At 41.2% G+C, this 24,022-nt stretch carries 27 protein-coding genes, 1 tRNA gene and 1 pseudogene; 21 read left to right on the top strand and 8 right to left on the bottom strand.

What is annotated here, in order from left to right; genetic code table 11:
- Positions 1-44 precede the first annotated feature (44 nt).
- Genes HT99x_RS13910 through HT99x_RS13900 form a run of 3 tightly spaced genes read left to right on the top strand, consistent with a single transcriptional unit; the run spans position 45 to position 1,916 of the window.
- Positions 45-320: a BufA1 family periplasmic bufferin-type metallophore gene (locus HT99x_RS13910; protein WP_075065328.1), complete on the top strand. Its 276-nt coding sequence runs from the start codon at positions 45-47 to the stop codon at positions 318-320.
- Positions 320-1,168, top strand: a complete 849-nt coding sequence (gene bufB / locus HT99x_RS13905) for an MNIO family bufferin maturase (protein WP_075065329.1) — start codon at positions 320-322, stop codon at positions 1,166-1,168. The genes HT99x_RS13910 and bufB overlap by 1 nt, the downstream gene beginning before the upstream one ends.
- Entirely contained in the window at positions 1,122-1,916 is a 795-nt protein-coding gene (locus HT99x_RS13900; protein ID WP_075065330.1) for an HvfC/BufC family peptide modification chaperone, read from the top strand. The genes bufB and HT99x_RS13900 overlap by 47 nt, the downstream gene beginning before the upstream one ends.
- A 33-nt stretch (positions 1,917-1,949) precedes the next feature.
- Here HT99x_RS13900 and HT99x_RS13895 read toward each other — a convergent pair whose 3' ends face one another.
- Positions 1,950-2,192: a cell division protein ZapB gene (locus tag HT99x_RS13895; RefSeq protein WP_075065331.1), complete on the bottom strand. Its 243-nt coding sequence runs from the start codon at positions 2,190-2,192 to the stop codon at positions 1,950-1,952.
- A gap of 97 nt (positions 2,193-2,289) precedes the next feature.
- Between HT99x_RS13895 and HT99x_RS13890 the strand changes: the two genes are divergently transcribed.
- Positions 2,290-2,502, top strand: a complete 213-nt coding sequence (locus HT99x_RS13890; RefSeq protein ID WP_075065332.1) for a DUF2970 domain-containing protein — start codon at positions 2,290-2,292, stop codon at positions 2,500-2,502.
- A 59-nt stretch (positions 2,503-2,561) separates the two neighbouring features.
- On the opposite strand, the gene rpoS is transcribed toward HT99x_RS13890, so the two are convergent.
- Entirely contained in the window at positions 2,562-3,554 is a 993-nt protein-coding gene (gene rpoS / locus HT99x_RS13885) for an RNA polymerase sigma factor RpoS (RefSeq protein WP_075065333.1), read from the bottom strand.
- A 225-nt stretch (positions 3,555-3,779) separates the two neighbouring features.
- Between rpoS and HT99x_RS13880 the strand changes: the two genes are divergently transcribed.
- From HT99x_RS13880 to HT99x_RS13855, 6 genes are all read left to right on the top strand, one after another.
- Positions 3,780-4,079: an integration host factor subunit beta gene (locus HT99x_RS13880; RefSeq protein WP_075065334.1), complete on the top strand. Its 300-nt coding sequence runs from the start codon at positions 3,780-3,782 to the stop codon at positions 4,077-4,079.
- Between the two features lie 97 nt (positions 4,080-4,176).
- Complete coding sequence (locus HT99x_RS13875; protein ID WP_259566805.1) at positions 4,177-5,025, top strand: outer membrane protein; 849 nt, start codon at positions 4,177-4,179, stop codon at positions 5,023-5,025.
- 20 nt (positions 5,026-5,045) lie between these two features.
- A complete protein-coding gene (locus HT99x_RS13870; RefSeq protein WP_075065336.1) occupies positions 5,046-6,920 on the top strand; it encodes an SEL1-like repeat protein in 1,875 nt (624 codons plus the stop codon).
- Between the two features lie 185 nt (positions 6,921-7,105).
- Positions 7,106-8,416, top strand: coding sequence for an MFS transporter (locus HT99x_RS13865; protein WP_083482792.1), 1,311 nt, complete (start codon positions 7,106-7,108; stop codon positions 8,414-8,416).
- Between the two features lie 111 nt (positions 8,417-8,527).
- Positions 8,528-9,070 carry a gamma-glutamylcyclotransferase gene (locus HT99x_RS13860; RefSeq protein WP_075065338.1) on the top strand — a complete coding sequence of 181 codons (543 nt, stop codon included), beginning with the start codon at positions 8,528-8,530 and terminating at the stop codon, positions 9,068-9,070.
- A complete protein-coding gene (locus HT99x_RS13855; protein WP_075065339.1) occupies positions 9,009-9,878 on the top strand; it encodes a DUF3025 domain-containing protein in 870 nt (289 codons plus the stop codon). Before HT99x_RS13860 ends, HT99x_RS13855 begins: the two co-directional genes overlap by 62 nt.
- On the opposite strand, the gene mutH is transcribed toward HT99x_RS13855, so the two are convergent.
- Positions 9,871-10,542: a DNA mismatch repair endonuclease MutH gene (mutH, locus tag HT99x_RS13850; RefSeq protein WP_075065340.1), complete on the bottom strand. Its 672-nt coding sequence runs from the start codon at positions 10,540-10,542 to the stop codon at positions 9,871-9,873. The two genes, HT99x_RS13855 and mutH, sit on opposite strands and share 8 nt — an antisense overlap.
- A gap of 129 nt (positions 10,543-10,671) precedes the next feature.
- Between mutH and HT99x_RS13845 the strand changes: the two genes are divergently transcribed.
- The 6 genes from HT99x_RS13845 to HT99x_RS13820 all read left to right on the top strand — a co-directional run bounded on the left by HT99x_RS13845 (position 10,672) and on the right by HT99x_RS13820 (position 15,812).
- Positions 10,672-11,916: a patatin-like phospholipase family protein gene (locus HT99x_RS13845; protein WP_075065341.1), complete on the top strand. Its 1,245-nt coding sequence runs from the start codon at positions 10,672-10,674 to the stop codon at positions 11,914-11,916.
- A gap of 16 nt (positions 11,917-11,932) precedes the next feature.
- Positions 11,933-12,643, top strand: coding sequence for a uracil-DNA glycosylase (gene ung, locus HT99x_RS13840; RefSeq protein ID WP_075065342.1), 711 nt, complete (start codon positions 11,933-11,935; stop codon positions 12,641-12,643).
- Positions 12,644-12,646: 3 nt separating this feature from the next.
- Positions 12,647-13,462 carry a LuxR C-terminal-related transcriptional regulator gene (locus tag HT99x_RS13835; protein ID WP_075065343.1) on the top strand — a complete coding sequence of 272 codons (816 nt, stop codon included), beginning with the start codon at positions 12,647-12,649 and terminating at the stop codon, positions 13,460-13,462.
- A 152-nt stretch (positions 13,463-13,614) separates the two neighbouring features.
- On the top strand, positions 13,615-14,580 hold the full coding sequence (glsA, locus tag HT99x_RS13830) for a glutaminase A (RefSeq protein WP_083482794.1): 966 nt from the start codon (positions 13,615-13,617) through the stop codon (positions 14,578-14,580).
- A 104-nt stretch (positions 14,581-14,684) separates the two neighbouring features.
- A complete protein-coding gene (locus HT99x_RS13825; protein WP_139016560.1) occupies positions 14,685-14,951 on the top strand; it encodes a hypothetical protein in 267 nt (88 codons plus the stop codon).
- A gap of 72 nt (positions 14,952-15,023) precedes the next feature.
- Positions 15,024-15,812 carry a hypothetical protein gene (locus HT99x_RS13820; protein WP_075065345.1) on the top strand — a complete coding sequence of 263 codons (789 nt, stop codon included), beginning with the start codon at positions 15,024-15,026 and terminating at the stop codon, positions 15,810-15,812.
- Here the strand turns inward: HT99x_RS13820 and HT99x_RS13815 are convergent.
- The 4 genes from HT99x_RS13815 to HT99x_RS13800 all read right to left on the bottom strand — a co-directional run bounded on the left by HT99x_RS13815 (position 15,745) and on the right by HT99x_RS13800 (position 19,186).
- Entirely contained in the window at positions 15,745-16,638 is an 894-nt protein-coding gene (locus tag HT99x_RS13815) for a PHP domain-containing protein (protein WP_139016561.1), read from the bottom strand. The two genes, HT99x_RS13820 and HT99x_RS13815, sit on opposite strands and share 68 nt — an antisense overlap.
- Positions 16,580-17,527 (bottom strand): DMT family transporter, encoded by a 948-nt coding sequence (locus tag HT99x_RS13810; protein ID WP_075065347.1) that lies wholly within the window; start codon positions 17,525-17,527, stop codon positions 16,580-16,582. The genes HT99x_RS13815 and HT99x_RS13810 overlap by 59 nt, the downstream gene beginning before the upstream one ends.
- 396 nt (positions 17,528-17,923) lie before the next feature.
- Positions 17,924-18,000: transfer RNA gene (locus HT99x_RS13805), tRNA-Pro, on the bottom strand.
- 217 nt (positions 18,001-18,217) lie between these two features.
- The gene (locus HT99x_RS13800; protein ID WP_075065349.1) at positions 18,218-19,186 is read right to left on the bottom strand and encodes a polyprenyl synthetase family protein; all 969 of its coding nucleotides are present in this window, start codon (positions 19,184-19,186) and stop codon (positions 18,218-18,220) included.
- Between the two features lie 204 nt (positions 19,187-19,390).
- On the opposite strand from HT99x_RS13800, the gene rplU reads away from it, so the two are divergent.
- The 3 genes and pseudogenes from rplU to cgtA form a co-directional block, all read left to right on the top strand.
- Complete coding sequence (rplU, locus tag HT99x_RS13795; RefSeq protein WP_235528408.1) at positions 19,391-19,711, top strand: 50S ribosomal protein L21; 321 nt, start codon at positions 19,391-19,393, stop codon at positions 19,709-19,711.
- A gap of 12 nt (positions 19,712-19,723) precedes the next feature.
- Positions 19,724-20,005 (top strand): 50S ribosomal protein L27, encoded by a 282-nt coding sequence (rpmA, locus tag HT99x_RS13790; protein ID WP_075065351.1) that lies wholly within the window; start codon positions 19,724-19,726, stop codon positions 20,003-20,005.
- Positions 20,006-20,083: 78 nt separating this feature from the next.
- Positions 20,084-21,112: pseudogene (gene cgtA, locus HT99x_RS13785) on the top strand (Obg family GTPase CgtA); the annotation flags it as partial.
- Positions 21,113-21,179: 67 nt separating this feature from the next.
- Here the strand turns inward: cgtA and rpsT are convergent.
- Positions 21,180-21,443 carry a 30S ribosomal protein S20 gene (rpsT, locus tag HT99x_RS13780; RefSeq protein WP_075065353.1) on the bottom strand — a complete coding sequence of 88 codons (264 nt, stop codon included), beginning with the start codon at positions 21,441-21,443 and terminating at the stop codon, positions 21,180-21,182.
- A gap of 92 nt (positions 21,444-21,535) precedes the next feature.
- On the opposite strand from rpsT, the gene murJ reads away from it, so the two are divergent.
- Positions 21,536-23,089: a murein biosynthesis integral membrane protein MurJ gene (gene murJ / locus HT99x_RS13775; RefSeq protein WP_075065354.1), complete on the top strand. Its 1,554-nt coding sequence runs from the start codon at positions 21,536-21,538 to the stop codon at positions 23,087-23,089.
- Positions 23,079-24,017, top strand: a complete 939-nt coding sequence (locus HT99x_RS13770) for a bifunctional riboflavin kinase/FAD synthetase (RefSeq protein ID WP_075065355.1) — start codon at positions 23,079-23,081, stop codon at positions 24,015-24,017. The genes murJ and HT99x_RS13770 overlap by 11 nt, the downstream gene beginning before the upstream one ends.
- The last annotated feature ends 5 nt before the right edge of the window (positions 24,018-24,022 follow it).

The raw sequence follows: 24,022 nt of genomic DNA, 5'->3' as shown, positions 1-24,022 counted from the left end.
CAAAGCAAAGCATCCGAAGGGAAGCATGAAAAGGAGAAGGCTTTATGGATTTTAAAGTAATGATGCAATCAGCGCTTGGTGCAGCATTAGCATTAGGGGTTTCAACTAACAGTGTTGCCGGACCTTCTCAAGTGACCGCCAAAACAATCAATAAAGACGGTTTGGAAAAGTGTTATGGTATTGTTAAATCGGGTTTTAATGATTGTGGAGCTGATATTCATGCCTGCGCAACACAATCAGCAAAAGATGGCGATCCCAATGATTGGTTATATATGCCAAAAGGAATGTGTGAAAAAATTATAGGTGGAAAAACTAAGTAGTGCGATTTAATGCAGAACCGATTGTTGGCGCAGGAATTGGCTTACGTGCAAATCATTATCAAACTATTTTAGAAAACTTGCCTAATGTTGCATGGTTTGAAGCAATCACTGAAAACTATATTGGTAATAAGGCAGTACCGCTTACTTATCTGATCGCTATTCGTGAACATTATCCACTTACTTTGCATGGTGTGAGTATGTCGATTGGTTCAACGGATCCTTTAAATCAATCTTACTTAGAAGAATTAAAAAATCTTATTGAAATAATTGAGCCTGCTTGGATATCCGATCATCTGTGTTGGACGTCTGTTGGAGGACGTTATGTGCCAGAATTATTACCATTGCCGCATCACCCAACCGTTATTCAACATGTGGTTGACAGGATCCTTTACGTACAAGATTTTTTAAAGCAACGCATTCTCCTTGAAAATGTATCTCGCTATCTTGAATTTAAAGATTCACAGGTAACAGAATGGGAATTTCTTGCTGAAATAGCCAAACGGGCAGATTGTGATATTTTATTAGATGTAAACAACTTATATGTCAATGCTTACAACCATCAATTTTGCCCACAAAAATACATGGCTGCGTTGCCGAAAGAGCGAGTAAAGCAGTTTCATCTTGCAGGACATCAAGATAAGAATACCCATCTTTTAGATACGCATGATCAAGTCGTTTCTCCTGCGGTATGGGATTGTTTTGCCCAAGCGATGGCAATATTTGGCGAAATACCGGCACTTATTGAATGGGATACTCACATTCCTTCTTTTACAACACTATTATCAGAATCACAAAAGGTAGGTGCTTATTATCGACTTAAAGCAGTTACAGCAACATTTTCTGCATGAATTAGATTGTCCTGGAAAGGAGGCTGATTGGATCAAGCAGACTCGTTTATCACCTGATGAGCAATTAGCGATTTATCGTGGCAGTGTTCTAGGGGGGCTTTATCAGATCCTGCAAGCGATTTTTCCTGTTTGTATTCGTTTAGTCGGAGAGCCGTATTTTAAGCAATTAACAAGGGTTTTTATCGCGCAAACACCACATCAACATCCTGATATAACACACTATGGTCAATCCTTTGCGGTTTTTATTCAAGAATCCCTATCACAACATCAGCTTTGTTATTTAGCCGATGTGGTTGCATTAGAGTGGGCGTGTCATCTTGCGCTCAATGGTGCAGGAATGCCTGAATTGGATAAAGAGCTGCTTGCAAAAGTACCACCAACACAACATCCCGATTTGACCTTTGCTTTAGCAGAATATAGCACGTTGCTCTACTCACCTTATCCGATTTTGCGAATTTGGCAGAACAATCAAGATGATAAACGGGGTGATGAGCTTATTTCATTGGATGAAGGGAAGACGTATTTGCTTGTGCATCGACGTGCACAAAGGCTTTGTTTGAGCCCTCTAACAGAAGAAGCATTTAAAATGCTAACTTATTTTGCAGCAGGCGAGTCATTTATCACGGTCTGTCAAAAATGCTGCGACGAATATCCCAATGTTGATATTCCACCCATATTTGCAGAATGTATTCAGCGAGAATATTTAGTTAGCTTTGCTGTGGATAATAAGGGGTGTGCTTTGAAGTAATTGCAAGCGCACAGTTGCTGTGCGCATTGCATGTTAAACGCTCATAAACTCTTCTTCATGTGTTCGCATTTTGTGTATTGATGCAGAAGCGGGTTTTTCTTCAATTTGATCAAAACGCTTAATTAATGAAACTAAATCTCTGCGCCATTTATCGTGTTCTGCTTTAAGAGCGGTATTTTCAGTTTCAAGTTCTTCAATTTGCATACGAAGAAGTTCGATAACTTCAACAGCATTAGCCACTTTTAGCTCTAACTTTTGTAAAAGATCGGTTGTCATCTGGGATCCCTCATCCATTTAAATTAAGATGGAGTGATTCTAATGACCTTCCATGGTTGACGCAAGCAAAATGAAAAGCCTACGCAAAGGAATAAAGATGTCTGATGAGCAAAAAAAAGTAACCTTGATGCAAGTGATTAGCAGTGTGTTAGCGGCAATGTTTGGCGTACAAAGTGCAAAAAACCGTGAGCGAGACTTTTCTAAAGGTGAGCCATGGCATTATGCCGTAGTGGGGCTTATCTTTACGATCATTTTTATCCTGATTGTTTATGGTGTTGTGCAGTTAGTGATTTCAAAGGCAGCGCACTAGGAAGACTTATCACGCCGAAGCTGAACCTGCCATCGGCAGACTCAGCGTAGGCGGATGAGTTAGTTAAAAAGAATTTCTGAACCAACACCTTGGACTTCTAATACTTGACGCAATTGTTTCAGCGCTTCGACTTGTATTTGACGCACGCGTTCACGGGTTAATCCTACTTTTTGTCCGACTTCTTCTAACGTTGCTTCTTCATGGCCATAAAGTCCAAAGCGTTGTGCTAAAATAGAACGTTGTTTCTCATTCAAGCTTTGTAAGCAAGCATTGAGACGATTGTAAAGATTATTATCTTCTAGTTCTTGAGCAGGTTCTTCTGAGCTAACATCGGCCAGTGCTTCTAGCAAAGGTTTTTCTGATTCATCGCCCATTGGCGTATCTAATGAGAGAGTCTTCTCATTTAATCGCAATAACTTATTTACATCATCTGGTGAGATATTTAATGCCTTTGCAATATCTTCGTAAGAAGGTTCATTTTCCAGTGTTTGAGAGATTTCTCGCGCTTTGCGTAAATAAGTATTTAATTCTTTGATAACATGGATGGGCAGACGGATAGTACGTGTTTGATTCATCAGAGCGCGTTCGATATTTTGTCTTATCCACCAGGTTGCATAAGTTGAAAAGCGAAACCCTCTTTCTGGGTCGAATTTTTCAACTGCTCGAATCAGGCCTAAATTTCCTTCTTCAATTAGGTCCAATAAGGATAAGCCGCGGTTCAAATAGCGACGAGCAATTTTGACAACTAAACGTAAATTGCATTTGATCATATGATTTCTAGCGTTCAGATCATTTAACTGTGCCAACCTGGCATAGTGAATTTCTTCTTGGGCACTCAGAAGTGGCGAGGCGCCGATTTCTCGTAAATAGATTTGTGTGGGATCAACATCAGAGGAAGTCGTTGTTTCGGTCTCTTCATCCACCACGAGCTCTTCATCTGCACTGACTTCGATATCAATCACTTCTTCGGTCGCTTCTTGGTCTGTTGGATTACTTTTTTCGTTATTTTCTTCATAAGCAAAATCGATAGGACCGTTCCATGTATATTTCATTTTCTTTTTTCCTTTGCGTTCGTTGTAATATTCCCTATGCATTTTGAATGCCGATTTTCTTTTTATGATAAAAATCAATTTGTTACTCTAAAATGCCGCCTCATGGTTTTACAAAACTGTAAAAGAGATTGGCAGTGGCAAGTAGTTGAACTGCATGGGGTTAAGGGTGTTACAATGAAACGCGCTTCTTCCATCTAATTTGGCTTTGAATAAAAGGTTAGAAAAATGACAAGAGCGGAATTAATTGACATTTTAGCAACAAAGCAACCGCATGTTCCTGTGCGCTTAATTGAGCAAGGTGTCAAAGAAATATTCGAGCAAATGGCGACTGCTTTAGAAAGTGGCACAAGAATTGAGATTCGCGGATTTGGCAGTTTCGCTTTGCGCTACCGGCCGCCTCGTACGGCGCGCAACCCTAAGACCGGTGATTATGTTGTGACGGAAGGGAAATACGCTCCTCATTTTAAGCCGGGTAAAGAGTTACGTGAGCGTGTTAATGAAAGCGCAACTACTCACCATGACTAAATGATGTCTTCAAGAATTTGACAGTTGATTGCATAAGCCGATAAGTTATCTGATGAGGCTCAACAACATAAATTTTTGCATTGGGATTAGGAAGAGTATGTTCAATAACAAACTTAGGGGTTCCTTAACAGCGGTACTTGCGTTAGCCTTAATGGCGGGGTTTAGTACTTCTTGTTTAGCAACCTTTGATGTCATGGATGAAGACATTGAAGGGGGCTATTACGGTAATGGCTATACTCGCCCATTCCGCAATGCGATTGAAGGAACGGAGACATTAAGTGCAGAAGATTTAGCCTTTATGCAAAGTGTCCAATATACGCGCATTACCGAACGGTGGTATTTACGTGCCTTGGTTGGGCATCCTCGGGTTAAATTGAATAAGATAGTTAATAACTCTACTTATCCTCTTGATGCTTATCAAGTTGCATTACCTAATTTTACGGATAATCTTTATCAGCTAGGCCTTGCTGGCGGGAAGATTTGGGAAAATTGGGGAGCTGAAATTGAATTGCTCATTTCTAAAAAACTGAAGTATTACGCCAACCCTCTTTTTACAACCATACCCAATGCTGCGAATGCAGAAATAAATACTTATGCATTATTATTCAACGTGCAATATATTATTCCGCATTGGATTTCATTGTACCCACGTCGTTTGCAAATCCATTTAGATGCGGGTCTTGGGGTCGGTTTAAATACAACCAATACAACGGTATATGATTTAAATGGGGCACCGATAGAAAGTGCTTCAGGACGTCAAACACCGGTTGCTGGTATGTTGGGCATTGGAGCACGTTACCAGATCACACCATGTATTCTGTTTGATCTCACTTATCGCTTTATCTCATGGGGCAAAACGAAATACGGCCCTATACTTGGATACCAGCTCAAATCAGATGAATTAACATCGACCGGCTTATTTGTTGGTTTGACCTATCAAATTTAGCGAGGCTAAGGAACAGCATCATGCTAAAAGGCAGAATACCTACCGTAGCCACATGCCTCATGACATTAACTGTCGCAGGATGTCAGCTATTTCCGCAACAAGGGAATCAGCAGGCCCAATCATCATCACAACAAACACTTGCAAGTACGCAACCTGCGCCTAAAAGAATGTGGTTTTGGCAACAAACCAGCGAAGATCGTGGTAGTTTATGGCGAAGAAGATGGTGGTGGGGTAAAGAATATTATCTGCCTCCGGGTGCTGAGGGTTTATTTGTTAAAGGCGAAGAATATTACAAAGAAGGCTCGCCAGAAGCGCTAGCAAAAGCGGCAAAAATTTTTGAGAGAGCTGCAAAAGCAAACAATAAATTTGCACAAGGCCGTCTAGGCGAAATGTACTACTACGGTAAAGGTGTTCCTCAAAATGATGAGATTGCAGCTGCCTGGTTTGCACTTTCTGCGAAACAAGGATTAGCTTCTTCACAGTTAATGATGGGGGATTTACATCGTTATGGACGAGGCGTTCAGAAAAGCCTTGAATGCGCTGAAGGTTGGTATTTAAGAGCAGCTGATCAAGGCAATATTGATGGCATGATTCGTTTAGGCCAGCTTTATCAAAATCGTTCTACCGATCGTAGCGATCAATTACGCGCAATGGATGCTTATCGTCGTGCGATGAATGCGGGATCTGCAGAAGGTAAGTATTATATCGCAAACATGTATGCGAATTCTGATGCAATAGGGCGAAATTATCGTAAAGCCATTCAATTGTATCAAGAAGCAGCGCAAGCGGGTTATAGCGACGCAACTGCAGAATTAGGTGAGCTTTATCTATCGGGCCGAGGCGTCAGACAAGACAAAACGCTAGCAATGAAATTATTCCAAAGTGCCGCGGATAAAGGTTCTGCATTAGGAGCTTTTAACTTAGGCGTCATGTATGAAATTGGTGATTGTGTAGGTAAAGACTACAGTAAAGCTTTTTATTGGTATCGGGTCGCTGCTGATTTAGATTACCCCTTTGCAGCTTATCGTTTAGGTGAATTCTATTCAACCGGCACCGGTGTTGAAATTGATTATGTGATTGCCAACTATTGGTACCAAATTGCAGCAGATAATTTGGTCACTCATGCGCATGTACGTTTAGCCGATCACTACTTGATGGGGCGAGGTTATTACCGTACACCACAAATGGCTTTCATACATTACTGTGAAGCAGCCAAGCACAGTGATCCTTACGCAAAATATATGGTAAGCGTAATGTATCTACGTGGCATTGGAACACCATATTCTTTAGAGCAATCGGTTTACTGGCATGATCAAGCAAGTAAGACCAGCGGTAATGCAATTGCAAAATATGAAGTGGGTCGCTTGTATCATCTTGGATTAGGGCTCGATAAAGACATTCCTGAAGCTATCAAATGGTTTGAAGAATCGGCAAATCAAGGTTATGCCATTGCGCAAAATGAGCTAGGTGAAATTTATTATCGTGGTAAAGAAGTCGATCAAAATTATCAGTTAGCAATGCGCTACTTTAGGAAGGCAGCAGCTCAACGTTTGCCGTTAGCGCAATATAATATTGGCATGATGTATTTTAACGGCGATGGCGTGCGCACCAATAAACCTGCGGCACTTGGCTGGTTTAAGAAAGCGGCGAAAGAAAGAGCAGAATACGCACAATATTTATTGGGCGAGCTCTATGCTGAAGGTGTTGGCACAAAACGTGATCTACCACAATCTTATGCATGGTTCTGTATTTCTGCGGATCATCGTATGGAGCAAACAGAAGATTCGTTAGCACAGCTTTTATGGCATACCTCGTCAAAAGATAAGAAGCGAGCGTTATCTTTAACTTCACAGTTCCAACGTTATGCGAATAATGATTTGATTGAGTATGACTAGAGGATTCGCAGTTGAATCTGACGCTTAGGGTCAAATTCAACTGCTGTGAGTACATTTAAAATATTTACGAAAAGGGAATGTTAGTTCGTAAGTTAATCCAAGGAAAGGAAGAGCAGTATATGCTTGAGCCAAGCTTAGGTGAGGCGAGAGTACCTTGCGGTATAGATTAACGAGGCTACATTCAGATGAGTACAATACCTATGGGGTATATCAGCGAAGTTGATTTTTCCCAACGTTCTGCCATTCGTGCAGTATCTGTGTGGGGGTTAGCAGCAATATTTTATTTTTACGAATTAATGTTGCTTGTTTCTCCCAGCGTCATGACAGATGATCTAACCTTAACTTTTAAAACATCTGCAGAGCAGCTCGGGAATTTATCGGCCTTTTATTACTATGCTTACGCTTTAATGCAGATCCCGGTTGGGTTGCTAATGGATCGCTTTGGTCCCCGAATTTTACTCACACTGGCAGCTGCGTTTTGCACATTGGGATGTCTTATTTTTGCTTTTGCCCCTGTTTTATGGATTGCCGCTTTAGGGCGTTTTGTCATGGGTGTTGGTGGTTCATTTGCTGTTGTGGGTTGTTTAAAACTCGCTTCATTGTGGTTTCCAGTGAATCGCTTTGCCTTATTAACGGGAATCATGGTTGCCGTTGGCATGATGGGTGGGGTGTTTGGCCAAGAGCATTTGGTTAAATTGGTGCTGATGGTTGGTTGGCGTGACACCATACTTTATGGCGCGCTTTTAGGCGGTTTATTAAGTATTGTTATTTGGATCGTTGTTTCTGATCAACCCTTTAAAATGCTCCAAACGAATGATGTGGTGGAGAATAGTAAGTCTTCGATTCTTAAAGGCTTACTACAAGTCATGAAAATTCCCCAAGTTTGGATAGCATCGCTTTATGCAGGGTTGATGTTTGTACCCACAACCGGATTTGGTCAATTATGGGGAGTTCCGTATTTTGTTGAACGCTTTCATATCGAAAAAGATGTTGCCGGCGGAATGGTTTCTATGATTTTTTATGGTTGGGCATTGGGCGGGCCATTGTATGGCTTAATCTCTGATTGGATAGCTCGTCGAAAATCACCAATGGCATTTGCTGCGCTTGCTACTTTAATCGTGATGACGGCCATACTCTATGCACCGGTTTCCATGTTACAAATGAAAATACTAATGTTCTTACTCGGCGCTTTTTCCAGTGGTTTTATTCTTGCTTTTTCGGTGGTGCGAGAAATTAATACCCCTATTTTGACAGGGACAGCAATTGGTTTTATTAATACGCTTAACAATGCGAGTGGTGCACTCGCACAACCTGTCGTTGGTAAATTATTAGATAAGCAATGGAATGGTCAAGTATCGGCTGATGGTAGTCCGGTTTATACGTTAGCGATGTATAATGAAGCATTACTCTTTTTACCCATTTGCTTAGTGATTGCTTTTGTTATCTTGCCTTTTATTCGAGAAACATTCTGTCGCCCAACGAGCACCCAACTCTGAGTTTAGCTAAATAACACAATGGTAATGAAAAGAGCCTTATTTTGCATAGCGAGTACTTAGGTATACACTTATGAAAAGCATTATCCATGATGGTTCCAAGGAAGGTTCCAAATGAAATATTTTGCTTATGGTGAAATGATGTTTTCGGCCAAGTTGCACCATATTGTACCTGAGGCGACATGCCTTGGGATTGCCAAGGTCATGGGCTACAAATTATTTTTCCATAATCGTGGTCACGATGATGCATCTGGTAAATGTAATATTGTGCCGGTTAAAGATCCAAACTGTGAAGTCTATGGTGTTATTTATGAGATCGATAATCGCCATCGCTATTTACTCGATAAAGATCAAAGCTTAGGTTGTGGTAACCAAGAAATTACGTTAAAAGTCTGGCCAGTACAATCGCCTGATAATCACGAATTGACAAGCTATGAAAATGGCATTTTTGCTTTTACTTATATTGCACATAAAGACAATATTTTTGAAGATTTAGTACCTTATAATTGGTATAAAGAAATGATTCTAAGTGGTGCAAAAGAGCATCATTTACCGTCTGAATATATTCACCATCTTGAACAGTATGCCGAAACTTATGATCCCAACGTACAACGCGCCAATCGACAAAAAAGATATTTGGAATCCATTATTTTATAAAGATTTCTTGGGATATGAAAGTATAGCCACTTGGTGGAATCAATATGAACACCAATTTCAAGAGAGATGGCCAGTCGTTGATGATTATAATGCTTGGTTTCAGCAAGCTGCGCAATTAAATACCTTGCCGACGGATGCGCATTTCTCTTTTATTCTACAGACCGAACAATCTTGCTATGAACAAGATATCTTTAAGTACCGAACGATTCCTAGCCGAATGCAAAATTGGCATGACTTTTTCAATAACATCACTTGGATCTTATACCCTAAAACAAAATGGGCAATCATTCAAAGAACCCATCAAGAAAGTACTAATAAAAAACCGGGTGTTGTAAGAACGATGCGGCAAAATTTATTAGCACATTTTGATGAATGTGGCATGATTCTGTGTAGTCATAATCCAGCATTATTTGAAGACGTAAAAGCACATGCTTGGAAGAAATTCTTTTTTGAAACAACTGGTTTAATCAAACAGGCATGGCCGCTTATCTTTGGACATGGCTTATTTGAGAAAGCACAAAAGCCCTATATTGGCATGACGGGTAAGACTATCTTTCTAAAAGTTGAAAAAGAATTCTTTGATTGGTCAATGAATGAGCGATTGCAATTTATTGATACGCATATTGCGCAATGGATATTGAGTGATGATTTTCCGAATGAACCCAAAGCTTTATACCCCTTTCCAATGCTGGGATGGCCAAAATGGCATTTACAAAATGATCAAATGGGCTTTTATGAGAATGAACATTATTTTAGACCATTATCAACGAATAGCGCATCGGTTGAAAAAACAGGGTTGCTTAAATAATGATATAATTTTCGTGAATAATCGTTTTGGTCAATTCAACGCGTAAATAAAATCCTTTGGGCACAATAGAAATCGTTTCCCCGGTATGGTTAACCACTTTGATTAGCGTTTTTGAATTGGCGGCTTTGGGGCGAATTTGTAAATATTGTCCCTTATGGGCATCAAGTTGGTCAAAATGTCCCAGTGTTATAAGCTCTATGATTTCTTCCCAATCTTGTTGCAACGTTGCTGCTAAGTGTTCAGAGGGTGACCATAACAGTGGTGTGCCAATCCGCCTTTGCGGTATGCTGCGATCGGGTAACATCAATACGGGGATCCATAATATACGGGCAAGCTTGTGCCATGCTCTGGATTGGTAGAAATCACGTTCATGATTGGGCAGTGTCACACTGCAAAGAAAAGTGGATTCACAAGGATGCCCATTTTCTGTAATAGGCAGCGTCTTTAGTTCAATACCTAAATCAATAAAATCGGGCTGATCGAGGCTGCCAGCTTGTGCACCTAACGCTTTTTCGAGTAATTGACCAATCCACCCCTTGGCATACACTAGTGAATCTGGCAGAGTTTGGTTCCATTCTCTTGAAAGGTCGCCCAGGGTTTTTCCTGCTAAAGCAAAGGCCCGCTCGAGTAATTCTTTTTCAGAACTAGGAGGCGAAATAAGCATTAATGGCCCTTTGTTTTCACATTTTTATCAATCAATCATTATACTTAAAGCAAGGCGCGTCGCTAGTTTATGTTGAAAGCGCCGTAATGCAACTTGCAGTAAATATGTCAAGGAAATAAGGGGGTTTTCATGACAGAAGTTAAAAAGGCTCCAATTGCTTTATTCACAGCACGTATCAAATCAACTCCTGCTAATCCTCATTCTCGTTCAACCGCTTTTCTTATCGCAAGAGCTCGCGCGAATAAAGAAAAGCAACGTATTTCGCCGACACCGCGCGAGAGAGAGTTTTTAAGTAATGAATGGGAATATCAAGATGAACATCAAGAAGGGGCATTACCTAAACCGGTTGGTGAATTACGGTATCTATTAAACGATGTCACTGAAATTTTCATCGCAGGAGGCGGTGGAGGTGGAAGAGCATACCCAAGTGCTATCGCGGAAGCGACAGAATTTGGTTTAGATTTAAATAAATTAAAAGTAGTTTGTGCATCATCGGTCGGTACGATTGTTGGATTAGCGATTGCGCTTGGCATTCCAGCAAAACGCATGAAACAAATATTAAATGATATGCCAACGGATACGTTTCAAGATTGGAGTTGGTATTCATTTATCAATTTCTTCACGCGTTGGGGATGGTGTCAAGGTGAGTCAATGCCTCATTATTTCAGGCAATTAATCAAACGGGAAACAGGATTAGACGATCCTACTTTTTTACAATTATATCAGGCAGGTTATCGCAAGGAATTTCGGATTATTACTGCCAATGTTTCAAAACAAAGAGCGGCTATTTTTTCACATGTAACAACGCCACATGAAAAAGTCGCAAAAATAGTTGGGCTTGCTTGTAGCATTCCATTAGTTTTTCCTCCGCAATGGATCCCCAACAAACATGGCAAGTTAGAGGCACATAGTGATGGTGGGTTGGCGAATAATTTTCCATTTGGTGTGGGCAGCTTGGCTTCTATAACCAGCAAAGAACAATTGGGTTTTATTATTATCAATAACCATGGGATCTCACCTTCGTCTTATCAGAATCCATTGCTGACGTTTTGGCATTATTTGCGAGGTTTAATTACATTACTTTTTACCCAAGATCCGCTTTGCATGGCGGCAACCGTAAAAGATCGCACCGTGCCCATTACAGTCAATCATAATCCTTTGAATTTTAATGCAACATCACAAGAACAAGCCGCATTAGATGAAGCAGGCCGTATTGGGGTAAGGCGTTTTGCAAGGTACAGGCTTAAAAAATCAAAAACGTTTCAACCTGCACCAAAAATGTTATCATCCCTGGCGTTGCGGTATCGGTCTATCCAGGCACGCGTCGAAAAAACGATTGAGCCTAAGTGTAGCCGTCGATTTCGTCCTCGATGATAGGTATATATTTAGTATGACTAACTCACCTTGTATGGAAAGCTCTTGGTTAGCAGTTTTAGAAAGCGAATTTGAAGCGCCTTATATGCAGTCCTTGAAGCAGTTTTTGCGTAAAGAAAAAGATGCTAAAAAAACAATCTTTCCAAATAGTAAAGAGGTTTTTAGTGCGTTTAACTATACGCCGTTATCACAAGTCAAAGTGGTGATCATCGGCCAAGATCCTTATCATGGCGTGGGGCAAGCGCATGGCTTGTGTTTTTCCGTGAAACCAGAAATTGCTATCCCGCCTTCGCTGGTCAACATTTACCAAGAACTGCAGGCTGATTTAGGAATCGCTATCCCTAAACATGGCTGTTTGATCCCTTGGGCAAAGCAAGGGATACTGTTACTTAATGCAGTATTAACCGTTGAACAGAGTAAAGCGGCTTCCCATCAGGGGAAAGGCTGGGAAACCTTCACTGATAGAGTTATCGCCATTTTGAATGAACAACCACGTCCTATTGCTTTCGTGCTCTGGGGAAGCTATGCGCAGCGTAAAGGCAGCGTGATTGATGAAAGTAAGCATTTGGTGATTCGCTCAGTCCATCCCTCGCCTCTTTCAGCTTATCGAGGTTTTTTTGGCAGTCGGCCATTTTCGAAAATTAATAAGTTCTTAATTGAAACAGGACAAATGCCGATAGATTGGTCATTACCACAGCGCGAAAAAATAGCAGAATTTTGTGAGTAGCATATGCAAGTGTATCCCGTTGGCCATATTTGTGATAAAGCTGTTAATGAAATTATCAGAATTCAACAGCCATTAAACAAAATCCATGGATTACATCTTTTATTCCAGGGCTGTTATTATAAGGATAATACTGGCTATATGTTCTATACCAATAAACCGTATTGGGTTATTAGAACGTCATTAAATGTACCGATGCAAGGCACTTTCAAGAAAAGTGGTATTTATTCTTGGTCTGATGTCCATTCAAATAGCTTTATCAAAATTGCAGAAGATTTTCATATTTTTTCACCCATTAATCTGATTATTCCGTTGCCTGATAAAAATGGGCAAGAAGTCTATACCTTTGCTTTTTCTGACAAGGATAATCCAGGTGTGACATTTTATTTAAACAATATGGAATTATTGAATAAATTTGTTGAGCATTTTAGAGTCGCAGCTGCAGCTTTAATCAAAGAGGCTTATAGAACACGTATTGAAGTTCCTACTAAGTTTCTAAGCACGCCAGAAAAAGAACCGTCGTATCATAAAATGATAGATATGTTGGTCGCCAATTTTTCAATGCCAATAGAATTTACAGAAGAGAATAACATTCTGCATCTTCTAACCAAAAAAGAAATACTTTGTCTTTGCTATTATTTAATGGGTAAGACAGCTGCTGAAATAGCTAAAATATTTGAGGTTTCTCCTAAAACTGCCTCTGCCCATCTTTACAATGCTCGCGTTAAACTAAAATGTAAAAACCGTAGTGAGCTTTTTCAAAAGGCCATCGATGCTGGGTTAACAAACTCAGAGCTAGTTCAATATTTATCTACAAAATAGTATTCCCAGAAGAGTGGCTCTAGCTAGATTACTCCCTTTTAAGCCAGTGCAGTCATTCCTATTAACTGGGTATATACCATCTTCGGAGTAGAGAGCTTTGATTAAATAGGCTAAATTTAAATAATTAACATCCAGAACAGGTGTTCCAACGCGTGGAACGTGCACGGTATCTTGAATATATTCAAAAGACACTCGATGAAGCGGTGCTAGCGGCAAAGCAAAACAGAGAGGGTGCGCCTGCCGATTATATTCCCGAATTAGCCAACGTTGATCCCGAGCAATTATCTGCGGCCATTCAATTAGTCGATGGTACCCAATTATTTAGTGGTGATCATCAACAGCATCTTTTTACCTTACAAAGTGTTGCAAAACTGATTTCTTTAATTGGCTTGATGGAAGAATATGGTGAAGAGAAAATGTTTTCTTGGATCCATGTTGAACCTTCAGGTCAATCCTTTTCCTCGATTGCACAAGTCGATAGATATGGTCCCATTCCTGTTAATCCGATGGTTAATGCCGGTGCTATCGCGTTGTGTAGCCGAATTCCTGGTAATACGCAGCAGCGCGCACAATGGCTAGATGGTTGGGCGGCTCGGTTATTTGGACAAATCTTAGGCGTTAATGGCAAAGTATTTGCTTCTGAGCGAGCAACGGGAGATAGGAATCGTTCAATTGCTTATTTGCTTAATAGTAAACATGAGCTAGGCCTTTCGGTAGAAGAGTCTTTAGAAACCTATTTTTATTTATGCTCTTATGAAGCCGATATTAAATCATCGGTTTATCTACCGATGTTGCTAGCCAATGGTGGCTTAGCGCCAGATGGTACCAGAGTGATTTCCGAACGCACCAGCAATTCTGTCGTTGCCATCATGGCAACGTGTGGAATGTATGATGAATCAGGCATGAATTTAGTAAAAACAGGTATGCCTGCTAAAAGCGGTGTTTCAGGTTTGGTTGTGGCCTTAGCAACGGGGCGAGGAGGAATAGCGATTTGTAGTCCTCGTTTAAATGATAAAGGGGGAAGTGTGCGTGCACAGCAGATCTTGACGCATGTTTCTCAAGAACTAGATTGGCATTTTGCCGCGCCTTGGGGGTATATGCGCGCGCCTGAAGAATAGGCCTTACCCTTTGTCGACTTCTTCTGGCAAGTCATCGTAATTCGCAAGCTTTATGATTCTCAACTAAGAGATGCTCCCTCCATCGCAAACAGGCTGTGGGGAAAATGATGAGTAAACTAACCAATCCATTAATCCAACAATTTACACAAATGCTGAGCAATGGCGGCGATCTTTCTGAACAGGAAATTGCGCAAAATAGCTTAGAAATGATGCAAATGCTTGCCAAAAATCCGGTGCTACGTGGATCATGGTTAGCTTTAAAAGAGACTTTGCAAACCATTTATAACAGCTTAGATGATAACAATGAGATCAATGCAGCGCTTTTGCAGACCACCATTACGCAAAGGTTGTATAAAAACTCGCTCAACTAAACCTGTTATTTTATTCAATATAAAGTTAGTTGCCATGATGATATAATTGCCAAAAAAGGTAAGTAGTATCACATGGCAAAACCATTTCCATCTCTTTTTGACACATTGGGTCGAGCATCTATTTTATGGGGTAAATCGTTTCTAGATTTATTGCCGGTTTTATTACTATGGATGTTAAGCCAAATGTTACTAGAATATTTTTTGCCGCAACAAGCACAAGTTTCAGCCATGCTTTTTGTAACGTTGTTCTTAGATATGGCAATCACCACTTTATTTTTTAGTATGATTGTCTATGGACTTTTTCAGCGATTGAGGTCGCATCCTATTGATTTTACGGTGATGTTCAAATCAGGCTATCAGCGATTCATCCCAATTTATCTTGCTTATATTGTTATTTCTTTGCCATTACTATTAGTGTTATTTGCCTTTGCGGGTTTACTTTATTTTAGTAAGCTCATACCCATGGCTTGGACAATGAATATTTTATCAATGCAGCATATCATTATTTTATTAGCGACATTGTTATCATTAGTTTTGATTGTTAATTTTTTTATAGCAGGCGTATTGATTGTCATTGAACGCCAAAAAGTATTATCAGCTCTCAAAAATAGCTATCAATTGGTTAAAAAACATTGGGTTGATACTTTATTAATCATTTTACTATTTGGGATTATTGCAGCATTTCTCATGTTGGCATTAGATGAAATGCAAATTCCTTATGCAAAAGCAATATTGATTTTATTGCTAAGCTCTTTCTATCCCGCACTAATGATTATTCACTACGATAATTTGCTTAAAGACACGCCAAAGCAGGGAAATGAGATTTTGTCCTTGCCACAAATTGGTCAAAAGTCTCACTAGGGGTAAAAGAAGCTCCTAAGCTTGCATAGGATTTTTGCCCGCCATGAAAGTCAGAGCCACCGGTTATCATCCAATTTTTACGAAGCGCTAAGGATAAAATAGGAGATTCCTGTTTTGCGGATAAGGGTCCATAATACACTTCAACCCCATCAAAAGGCATTTGCGTGAGTGCGCTTAAGATTTTGTTTGGCAAAGAATGGGGATGGGCTAGCACCGCAAATCCGCCAGCATTTTGAATAGTCGTAATAGCCTGTTCTACGGTAATGGTCATGCCACCGACGTAGCAACGCTGCTTTTCTCCCAGATAGCGTTGAAAAGCTTTTTGCATGGTTTTGACATAGCCTTTTTCCACCATCAGCTTTGCAATATGAGGGCGACCAATGGTGCCGGTTGGAAAGGCTGTTTTGATTTCACTCATGCTGATTGGTAGGTTTAATCTAGCAAGTTTTAATAAGATTTTTTCATTACGGCTTTCACGATCGGTCTGTAATCGTTCACACAAGCGACGTAGCCCTGCATCCTGTAAATCAAAGGCATAGCCCAACACATGAATGCTGGTATTTTGATAGTGAGCGGAGATTTCAATTCCGGGAACAAGCGTAATGCCAAGCTCGGCTGCGTAAGGGATGGCAATGGGGTAAGCATCAACCGTGTCATGATCGGTGATGCTTAATCCAGTTAATTGCTTTTCTTTAGCAAGTGTAAGCAATGCCACTGGCGTCAAGGTGCCATCAGAGAACACCGTATGACAGTGGCAATCAGCCTTATTAGGGGCTTGCATCAATGGATTTTGGGTTGTCGATGCTGTCTGCGAGGTTATTGGCAAGTTCCTCTTGATAGAATAGGGCAAGACCTATTGAGAACAATATCATTGACGCAAAGAAGTGCCAAGTGATCACTTCGTTCAAGAAATACCAACCAAAAAGTGAGGCAAACAAAGGAGTAATTAAACCAGCTAATGCCATAAAGGTTGCAGAGAATCGTTTGAGCAAGAAGCCATAGAGGTTGTAACAGATGACATTAGAGATAAGCGTCATCCATAAAGCACATTCCGCAAAAGCGAAGAATTTACCATCCACAACGGGGATTGGCGCCCAAGATTCGCCACTTAAGTAGGAATGGGTTAACGCAAGTGTGCCACCAATCAGCATGCTGACGCCATTTGCCATAATGGGTGTAAAGCGGTAATCATTGATAATTTTTTTCAAGAGGATCCAGCCATACACGCTAGCGAAAACAGCGATAATCAGCGCAACTTCTGCCCAGGAAATGAACAAGAGATCTTTAGCAAGTTCACTTGACGAGGTATGGGTAAATAAAATGGGAGTGAGGCCGACAAAACCAACACATAAACCAAACCATTTTTTCCAAGATAATCTTTCATGCAGCATCCAATAGGCAAATAAAGCTGCAATAAAGGGTGATAAACTATAGATAAGACATGCTTTAGCGGAGCTCATATACTGAATGCCCCAGATCTCAGCGATATTAGTGATATAAATACTCACTAAGCCAAGCATGACTAAAGGTAGCACATGCTCTACCTTGATTTTAAAAGCGCTACGATTAAAGAAAAATTGATGTCCTAGTAGCAAGAAACCTGCTAACGTCATACGTGAACCAATCAGAAAAAATGGTTCAGAAAATTCTAATGCCGTTTTGCTTAGGGTAAAAAGGCTCGCAAAGAGAGCGAATAGCAGAATCACTAAGGGCACAGTGAAATCTCCCCCGGTTGAAGTACCAAATTGTCGCTAATCACCAGCTTGGAGCATAGCCATCAGCACCTTTTTTCTAGAATAACCTGAGTTATAAAGCCACTTTGGTTAGCTTGCTAGAAATCAACGGTGAATAGTACAGCCTAAGCGCAGAAAATGATAGTCCTATTTCGAGAAAAGTTAGAAGCTACACACGAGCAGGCGAGAATGCACTCACCAAGCGAAGCCTTACACGGTTGTCGGCAACTAAGACGGGTCCTAGGCCGAGCAATCAATAGTAAGAAATTGGGAATTGCAAAAGCCCGCCTTCACCAAGAGGCTTTGGCGCGCATAAGCTTTTCGTTTGCTTTACAGTAATGGCCCGCCAGGCGAAGCCTTACGAAGTAAGGCGAAGACTGGTCGGGGTGACAGGATTTGAACCTACGACCCCTGCGTCCCGAACGCAGTGCTCTACCAGGCTGAGCTACACCCCGAAAAATGCTCTTCTCATTTTGGCTTTATGCGGTGTTGGCTGTGCCCATCTCCCAACAGTCGTGTACTTTTGTGTACACTCCTGTTTGTCGAGAGCTTGCCGTCTTGCCTAAAGCCAAACTGCTTTGAGCATTTATATTTTAACTTGTATAAAAAATAAACAACACGCCTATTATTCGAGAGCTTGTCGCCTTGCCCCAATTACCTTCAGCGTAGGCCTCAATTGCCTCGCTCTATCGCAAACGTTGCTAATTTTGCCATGGCTTCACGATAAGGTGAAGGTGGAATGCAGACTAAAGCATCTTGGGCTTTTCGAATCGCTTCTTTGGCAACAATTTGCGTGTATTCAATGGCGCCAGTGGCAATAATCGCTTCTTGAATCAATTCTAAATCGGCTAAATTACCTTGCATAATCGCTTTGCGGATTTGCATGGCTTGTTGATGGGGGGCTGATTTCATCGCGTAAATCAGTGGTAAGGTTGCCTTGCCTTCTGCAAGATCGTTACCAATATTTTTGCCCCAAGACTGATTCGTTGCTTGATAATCTAAAACATCATCGGCTAATTGAAAAGCCATGCCTAATTGCAGGCCATATTCTGCTAGTGCATTCACAATATCGTTAGATTGATTGGCCATCACGCCGCCCAATTGTGCCGCAGCTTCAAATAGCTTGGCGGTTTTAAAGTGGATCACCCTTTTATATTGTTCTTCCGTCACATCAGGTTGATGACGATGGGCAAGCTGTAAAACTTCACCTTCCGCAATCACATTGGTTGCATCCGCTAAGATGCGCATGGAGGTCATATTATTGAGAGAAACCATCATTTGAAAAGCGCGGGAGTATAAAAAATCGCCTACCAAAACCGCGGTAGGATTATCCCACACATGATTGGCCGTTGGGCGCCCGCGGCGCAGTTTTGAACCATCTACTACATCATCATGCAATAAGGTTGCAGTATGGATAAATTCAATAATAGCTGCCATTGAAATGGCACTGGTGCCTTTAGCCTGGCAAGCTTTGGCGCTAAGCAATACAACTAAAGGTCTAACGCGCTTGCCTCCACTATTAATAAGGTAATGACCAATTTGGTTAATTACCTCAACGTGAGATTCTAAACATTGCAAAATGGTTTCGTTGACTGACAGTAAATCAGCTGACACTAATTTTGTGATTGCTTGGAGTGGCATAGGCTATGCGCTATAAATCAACTATGTAAATTTAGGGCGACTATACGATGGAAAATCCGCTGGCACAACTAAATGCATAGGTCTTTTCGCTTTTAACCGTTGGGTTGCTTGCTTCTTTGTATCTTTCTAACGTAAAATTGCTGCCCTTGCCTACTGATAAATGGGCATACCAATATATTCAAAGAATTTATGCGGGAGCAGAGTGTGAGTACACAGAGTGGCTACGCGATTATTGCTGCAGGGGGCAAACAGCATCGCGTCAAAGTGGGTCAACGTTGCAAATTAGAACTTATGCAGGGCGAACCTGGTGAGTCAGTTGAATTGAGCAATGTTCTCCTTAAATCCAATGGTGAAAAAATTGAGCTGGGCGCGCCCTATATCGCAAACAGTAAAGTGATTGCAAAAATTGTGCAGCATGGTCGTGGCGACAAAATCCGCATTTTTAAAATGCGCCGTCGTAAGACTTATCGTCGCACACAAGGGCATCGCCAACATTTCACAGAAGTCGAAATTACTCAAATTTAATAAAGGTGACGTATGGCACATAAGAAAGCGGGTGGTAGTACACGAAATGGCCGTGACTCCAACCCGCAATATCTAGGAATCAAAGCCTATGGTGGTGAATGGGTTCATGCTGGCAGCATTATTGTGCGCCAACGTGGAACGAAGTTTCATCCCGGTGTGTTTGTCGGCATCGGCAAAGACGATACGTTGTATGCGAAAGTTTCTGGTTTCGTGCAATTTGCTATCAAAGGCAAAATGCAGCATAAAGTGGTCAATATTGTGCCACAACGAGACGAAGAAACTGCCGCTCAGTAAGCGTGTAGTAAATTAATAACAAGAACCCCTATAGTCACTGACTATTTTAGGGGTTTTTGTTTTTTTGAGGATTTCATTGTGAAGTTTATCGACGAAGCATTCATCAAGGTTCGGGCAGGTAATGGTGGAGATGGCTCTGGTAGCTTTCGCCGAGAAAGATGTGCTGCGTTTGGTGGACCCGATGGTGGCGATGGTGGCAAAGGCGGCAGTGTCTATTTGGAAGCCGATCTTGGCCTGAATACCCTAGTGGATTTTCGCTATAAAACACAGTTTCAAGCCGAACATGGTGAAAATGGCGCAAAGCGCCAGTGCCGTGGTGCAGATGGTGACGATTGCATCATTAAAGTACCCGTTGGTACCGTTGTCAAAGAAGCAGATACCCAAGAAATATTAGGCGATTTAGTCACGCATGGAAAACGCATGTTGGTGGCTAAAGGGGGAAGTCGTGGTCTTGGTAATGTTAATTTTAAAAGCCCAACCAATCGAGCCCCTCGTTATACTACACCTGGCAAACCCGGTGAAAACCGAGAGTTGCAATTAGAATTAAAATTATTGGCTCAGGTAGGCTTGCTAGGATTGCCCAATGCTGGCAAATCGACTTTTATCCGAGCAGTTTCTTTAGCTCGCCCTAAAGTAGCGGATTACCCTTTTACAACGTTATATCCACAATTAGGGATTGTTTCCTTATCAGCAGAACGGCGTTTTGTCATTGCGGACATCCCAGGTTTGGTTCCGGGCGCCTCACAAGGAAAAGGGCTAGGGATTCAATTTTTAAAACACCTTTCTCGCACAACCTTGCTATTACACTTAGTTGATATCTTACCAATGGATGGTTCTTGTCCTGCGGACAATATTTTGGCAATTGAAAAAGAATTAGCGGCTTTCAGTGAAGAGCTTGCAAATAAGCCACGTTGGTTAGTCTTTAATAAAATCGATTGTTTTACAGAAGAAGAAGCGAACAAGCATATACAACAGATTTGCGAAAAGCTTTCAATCGATGCACCTATCTATGCAGTATCTGCATTGAATAAATCAGGTGTCCCCGCCCTATGTGAAAAAGCCATGCAATTTCTTCAAGAAAATAAAATGGTGATGATGGCAGAAGAGTTGGCTGAGGTATTTTAAGCAGGAAGGTTGCCTGGCGCTGCAATAGCATCGCCAGGAGAGCAAAAGCTTAAGCTAGAGCAGCTAGACGCTTATTTAAGCGGCTTTTAAGACGAGCAGCTTTATTTTTATGTACCAACCCCTTGTTAACCATGCGATCAATCGCTGAGGCCGCTTGTTTGTATTCTGTTTGGGCTTCTGGTTTCTTCTTCTCTTCAATAACCGCAATGACGCGTTTGATGTGAGTATTCATTCTGGAAACTTGCCATTTATTACCAACCCGATGTTTTTCAGCTTGGCGGGCGCGTTTTGCAGCTTGTTTTGTATTAGCCAAAGGAAATGCTCCTACTTTTCGTTACAGACGAAGTAAAATTTGCAATAATCCCTATTTTAGTCCGGGATGTCAACAATCGAGCGTAAGGCACTATGGCAAATCAACTACTCAAATCGACAACATTAGTGAGTATAATGACTTTTTTGTCGCGTATCGTTGGGTTTATTCGTGATATGGTGATTGCACATATGTTTGGCGCAGGTGCAGGCATTGATGCTTTTTTATTGGCATTTAAGATTCCCAATTTTATGAGGCGACTGTTTGCCGAAGGTGCCTTTTCACAAGCATTTGTTCCTGTTTTAAGTGAATATCGTACTCGTCAGGATCATGACGGTGTAAAGCAGCTTGTGAATAAAGTATTTGCAGCCCTGGGTATCGTATTGCTCGTGGTTTCTTTTTTGGGGGTGGTAGGAGCCCCTTGGCTTATCCGATTATTTGCGCCAGGTTTTAGTGTGGAAGATAGTCGTTTTGGATTAGCCTGTTATCTATTGCAATTAACCTTCCCTTATATTTTATTAATTTCTTTAACCGCTTTTGCGGCGGGTATTCAAAACACTTATCGGCAATTTGCGATGCCAGCATTTACCCCCGTCCTGCTGAATGTCAGTTTGATCTTAGCGGCATGGATCTTAAGCCCTTATTTTCAAGAACCGGTAGAAGCGCTTGCTTGGGGCGTATTATTAGCAGGCATATCGCAGCTTTGCTTTCAGATCCCATTCTTAGCAAAATTAGCATTGTTACCCTCACCACAATGGGATTGGCAAGATCCTGGCGTCAGGCGGATTCTGCGTTTAATGGTGCCAGCATTAATTGGCGCTTCTGTGATGCAAATTAACTTATTAGTCGACACTATTTTTGCCTCCTTCTTGCCTGTTGGGAGTTTAACCTGGCTGTATTACTCCGATAGGTTGCTAGAGTTTCCAATTGGTATTTTTGGTGTAGCATTAGCAACGGTTGTGCTACCGCATTTGTCAGAAGAATATGCACGTAACAGCCATCGCGGATTTTCTGCAAGTATGGATTGGGCTTTGCGTTGGATTTTACTAATAGGTGTTCCGGCGACAATTGGGCTCACGATGATGGCAGGACCCATGTTGGCAACTCTCTTTCAATATGGTCGTTTTAGTGGGCATGATGCCATGATGGCTGCTCGTAGTTTAATGGCACTTTCTTTAGGGCTTGTCTGTTTCTTAGCGGTTAAGGTACTGGTGTCGGCTTTTTATGCTCGTCAAAATACCAAATTCCCCGTTAAGGTTGCTATTGTTGCAATGGCAGCCAATGTTGTTTTTAATGCATTATTGATAGGCCCTCTAGCCCATGCAGGCCTTGCGTTGGCATCCACATTGTCTTCCATCATCAACGTACTCATTTTACTCTTTGCATTATTACAGAAAAAAATCTACATCCCCTTAAATGGTTGGTTAAGTTTTGCCGGACGTTTAATTTTTGCCAACACGATGATGGGGGCAATGTTATGGTGGCTCGTGCCTGAAATGGCGCAGTGGTTAGATTGGTCAGCATCGACGCGCGCAATCAATTTGTTAATGTTGATGGGGGCCGCAGCGCTGATTTATTTTGCAAGTTTATTCCTGATGGGACTTCGCATTGGTCATTTGCGATTACAAAGTGTGGGATATGAAAGTTAATCTAATTCGAAAAACAAAACCAACAACAAAACAGCCAAGCGTAGCAACGATTGGTAACTTTGATGGATTACATAAAGGGCATCAACAGTTGATTCAAAATGTTGTTAAATATGCCAAGCAAAGCAATTCTTTAGCAACCGTCATTACTTTTGAACCCATGCCACAAATGTGTTTTCGGCCAAATAGCAATTTATTGCGATTAATGAGCTTTCGGCAGAAGTTTTTGCTGTTAAAAGAATGGGGCGTCGATCAGGTTGTTTGTTTGCGCTTTAATAAAGCATTTTCTGCGATGACACCCAAAGAATTTGTGGAAACCTGTTTAATTGCTGGATTAAATGTGAAACATTTAATGGTAGGTGAGGATTTTCGTTTCGGGTTTCAACAACAAGGCGATGTTGCCTTGTTACAGCAAATGGGCAATGAAAGAGGCTTTTCTGTCGATGCGATTAAAATTAGTCAAAATAATATGGCTAAAATTAGTAGCACGCGGGTAAGAGAGTTGTTATTAAAAGGTGATTTAATAGCAGTTGAAGAGCAGCTGGGTCGAAATTACCAGGTAAGTCAACGAGTGGTGAGTGGTTCACGTTTGGCCAGAACACTGGGTTATCCCACGGCTAATCTGAAAATGAAACCCCATGATTTAGCGTTTAAAGGCGTTTTTGTCACTAAGGTCTTGATAGAAGATAAATGGTATCAGGCAGTGACTAACGTTGGAACCCGCCCGACCTTAGACGGAAAGAATTATTTTCTAGAGGCGCATATTTTAGATTTCTCAGGAGATCTTTATGGCAAACGGATTACCGTCGAATTTTTGCAAAAGATTCGTGATGAAATCCGTTTTGCAGATATTCATGCTTTAACAAAACAAATTGCAGAGGATGTAAATTCTGCGAGAACTTTTTTTAGCGATTTAACCTTTTCTAAGTAGAGTTA

Origin of the sequence: Candidatus Berkiella aquae, from assembly GCF_001431295.2 — a bacterium.
In the GTDB taxonomy this organism is placed as follows: domain Bacteria; phylum Pseudomonadota; class Gammaproteobacteria; order Berkiellales; family Berkiellaceae; genus Berkiella; species Berkiella aquae.
Note: the sequence above shows the minus strand (reverse complement) of the source record. Positions and strands in the feature narration are given on the sequence as shown.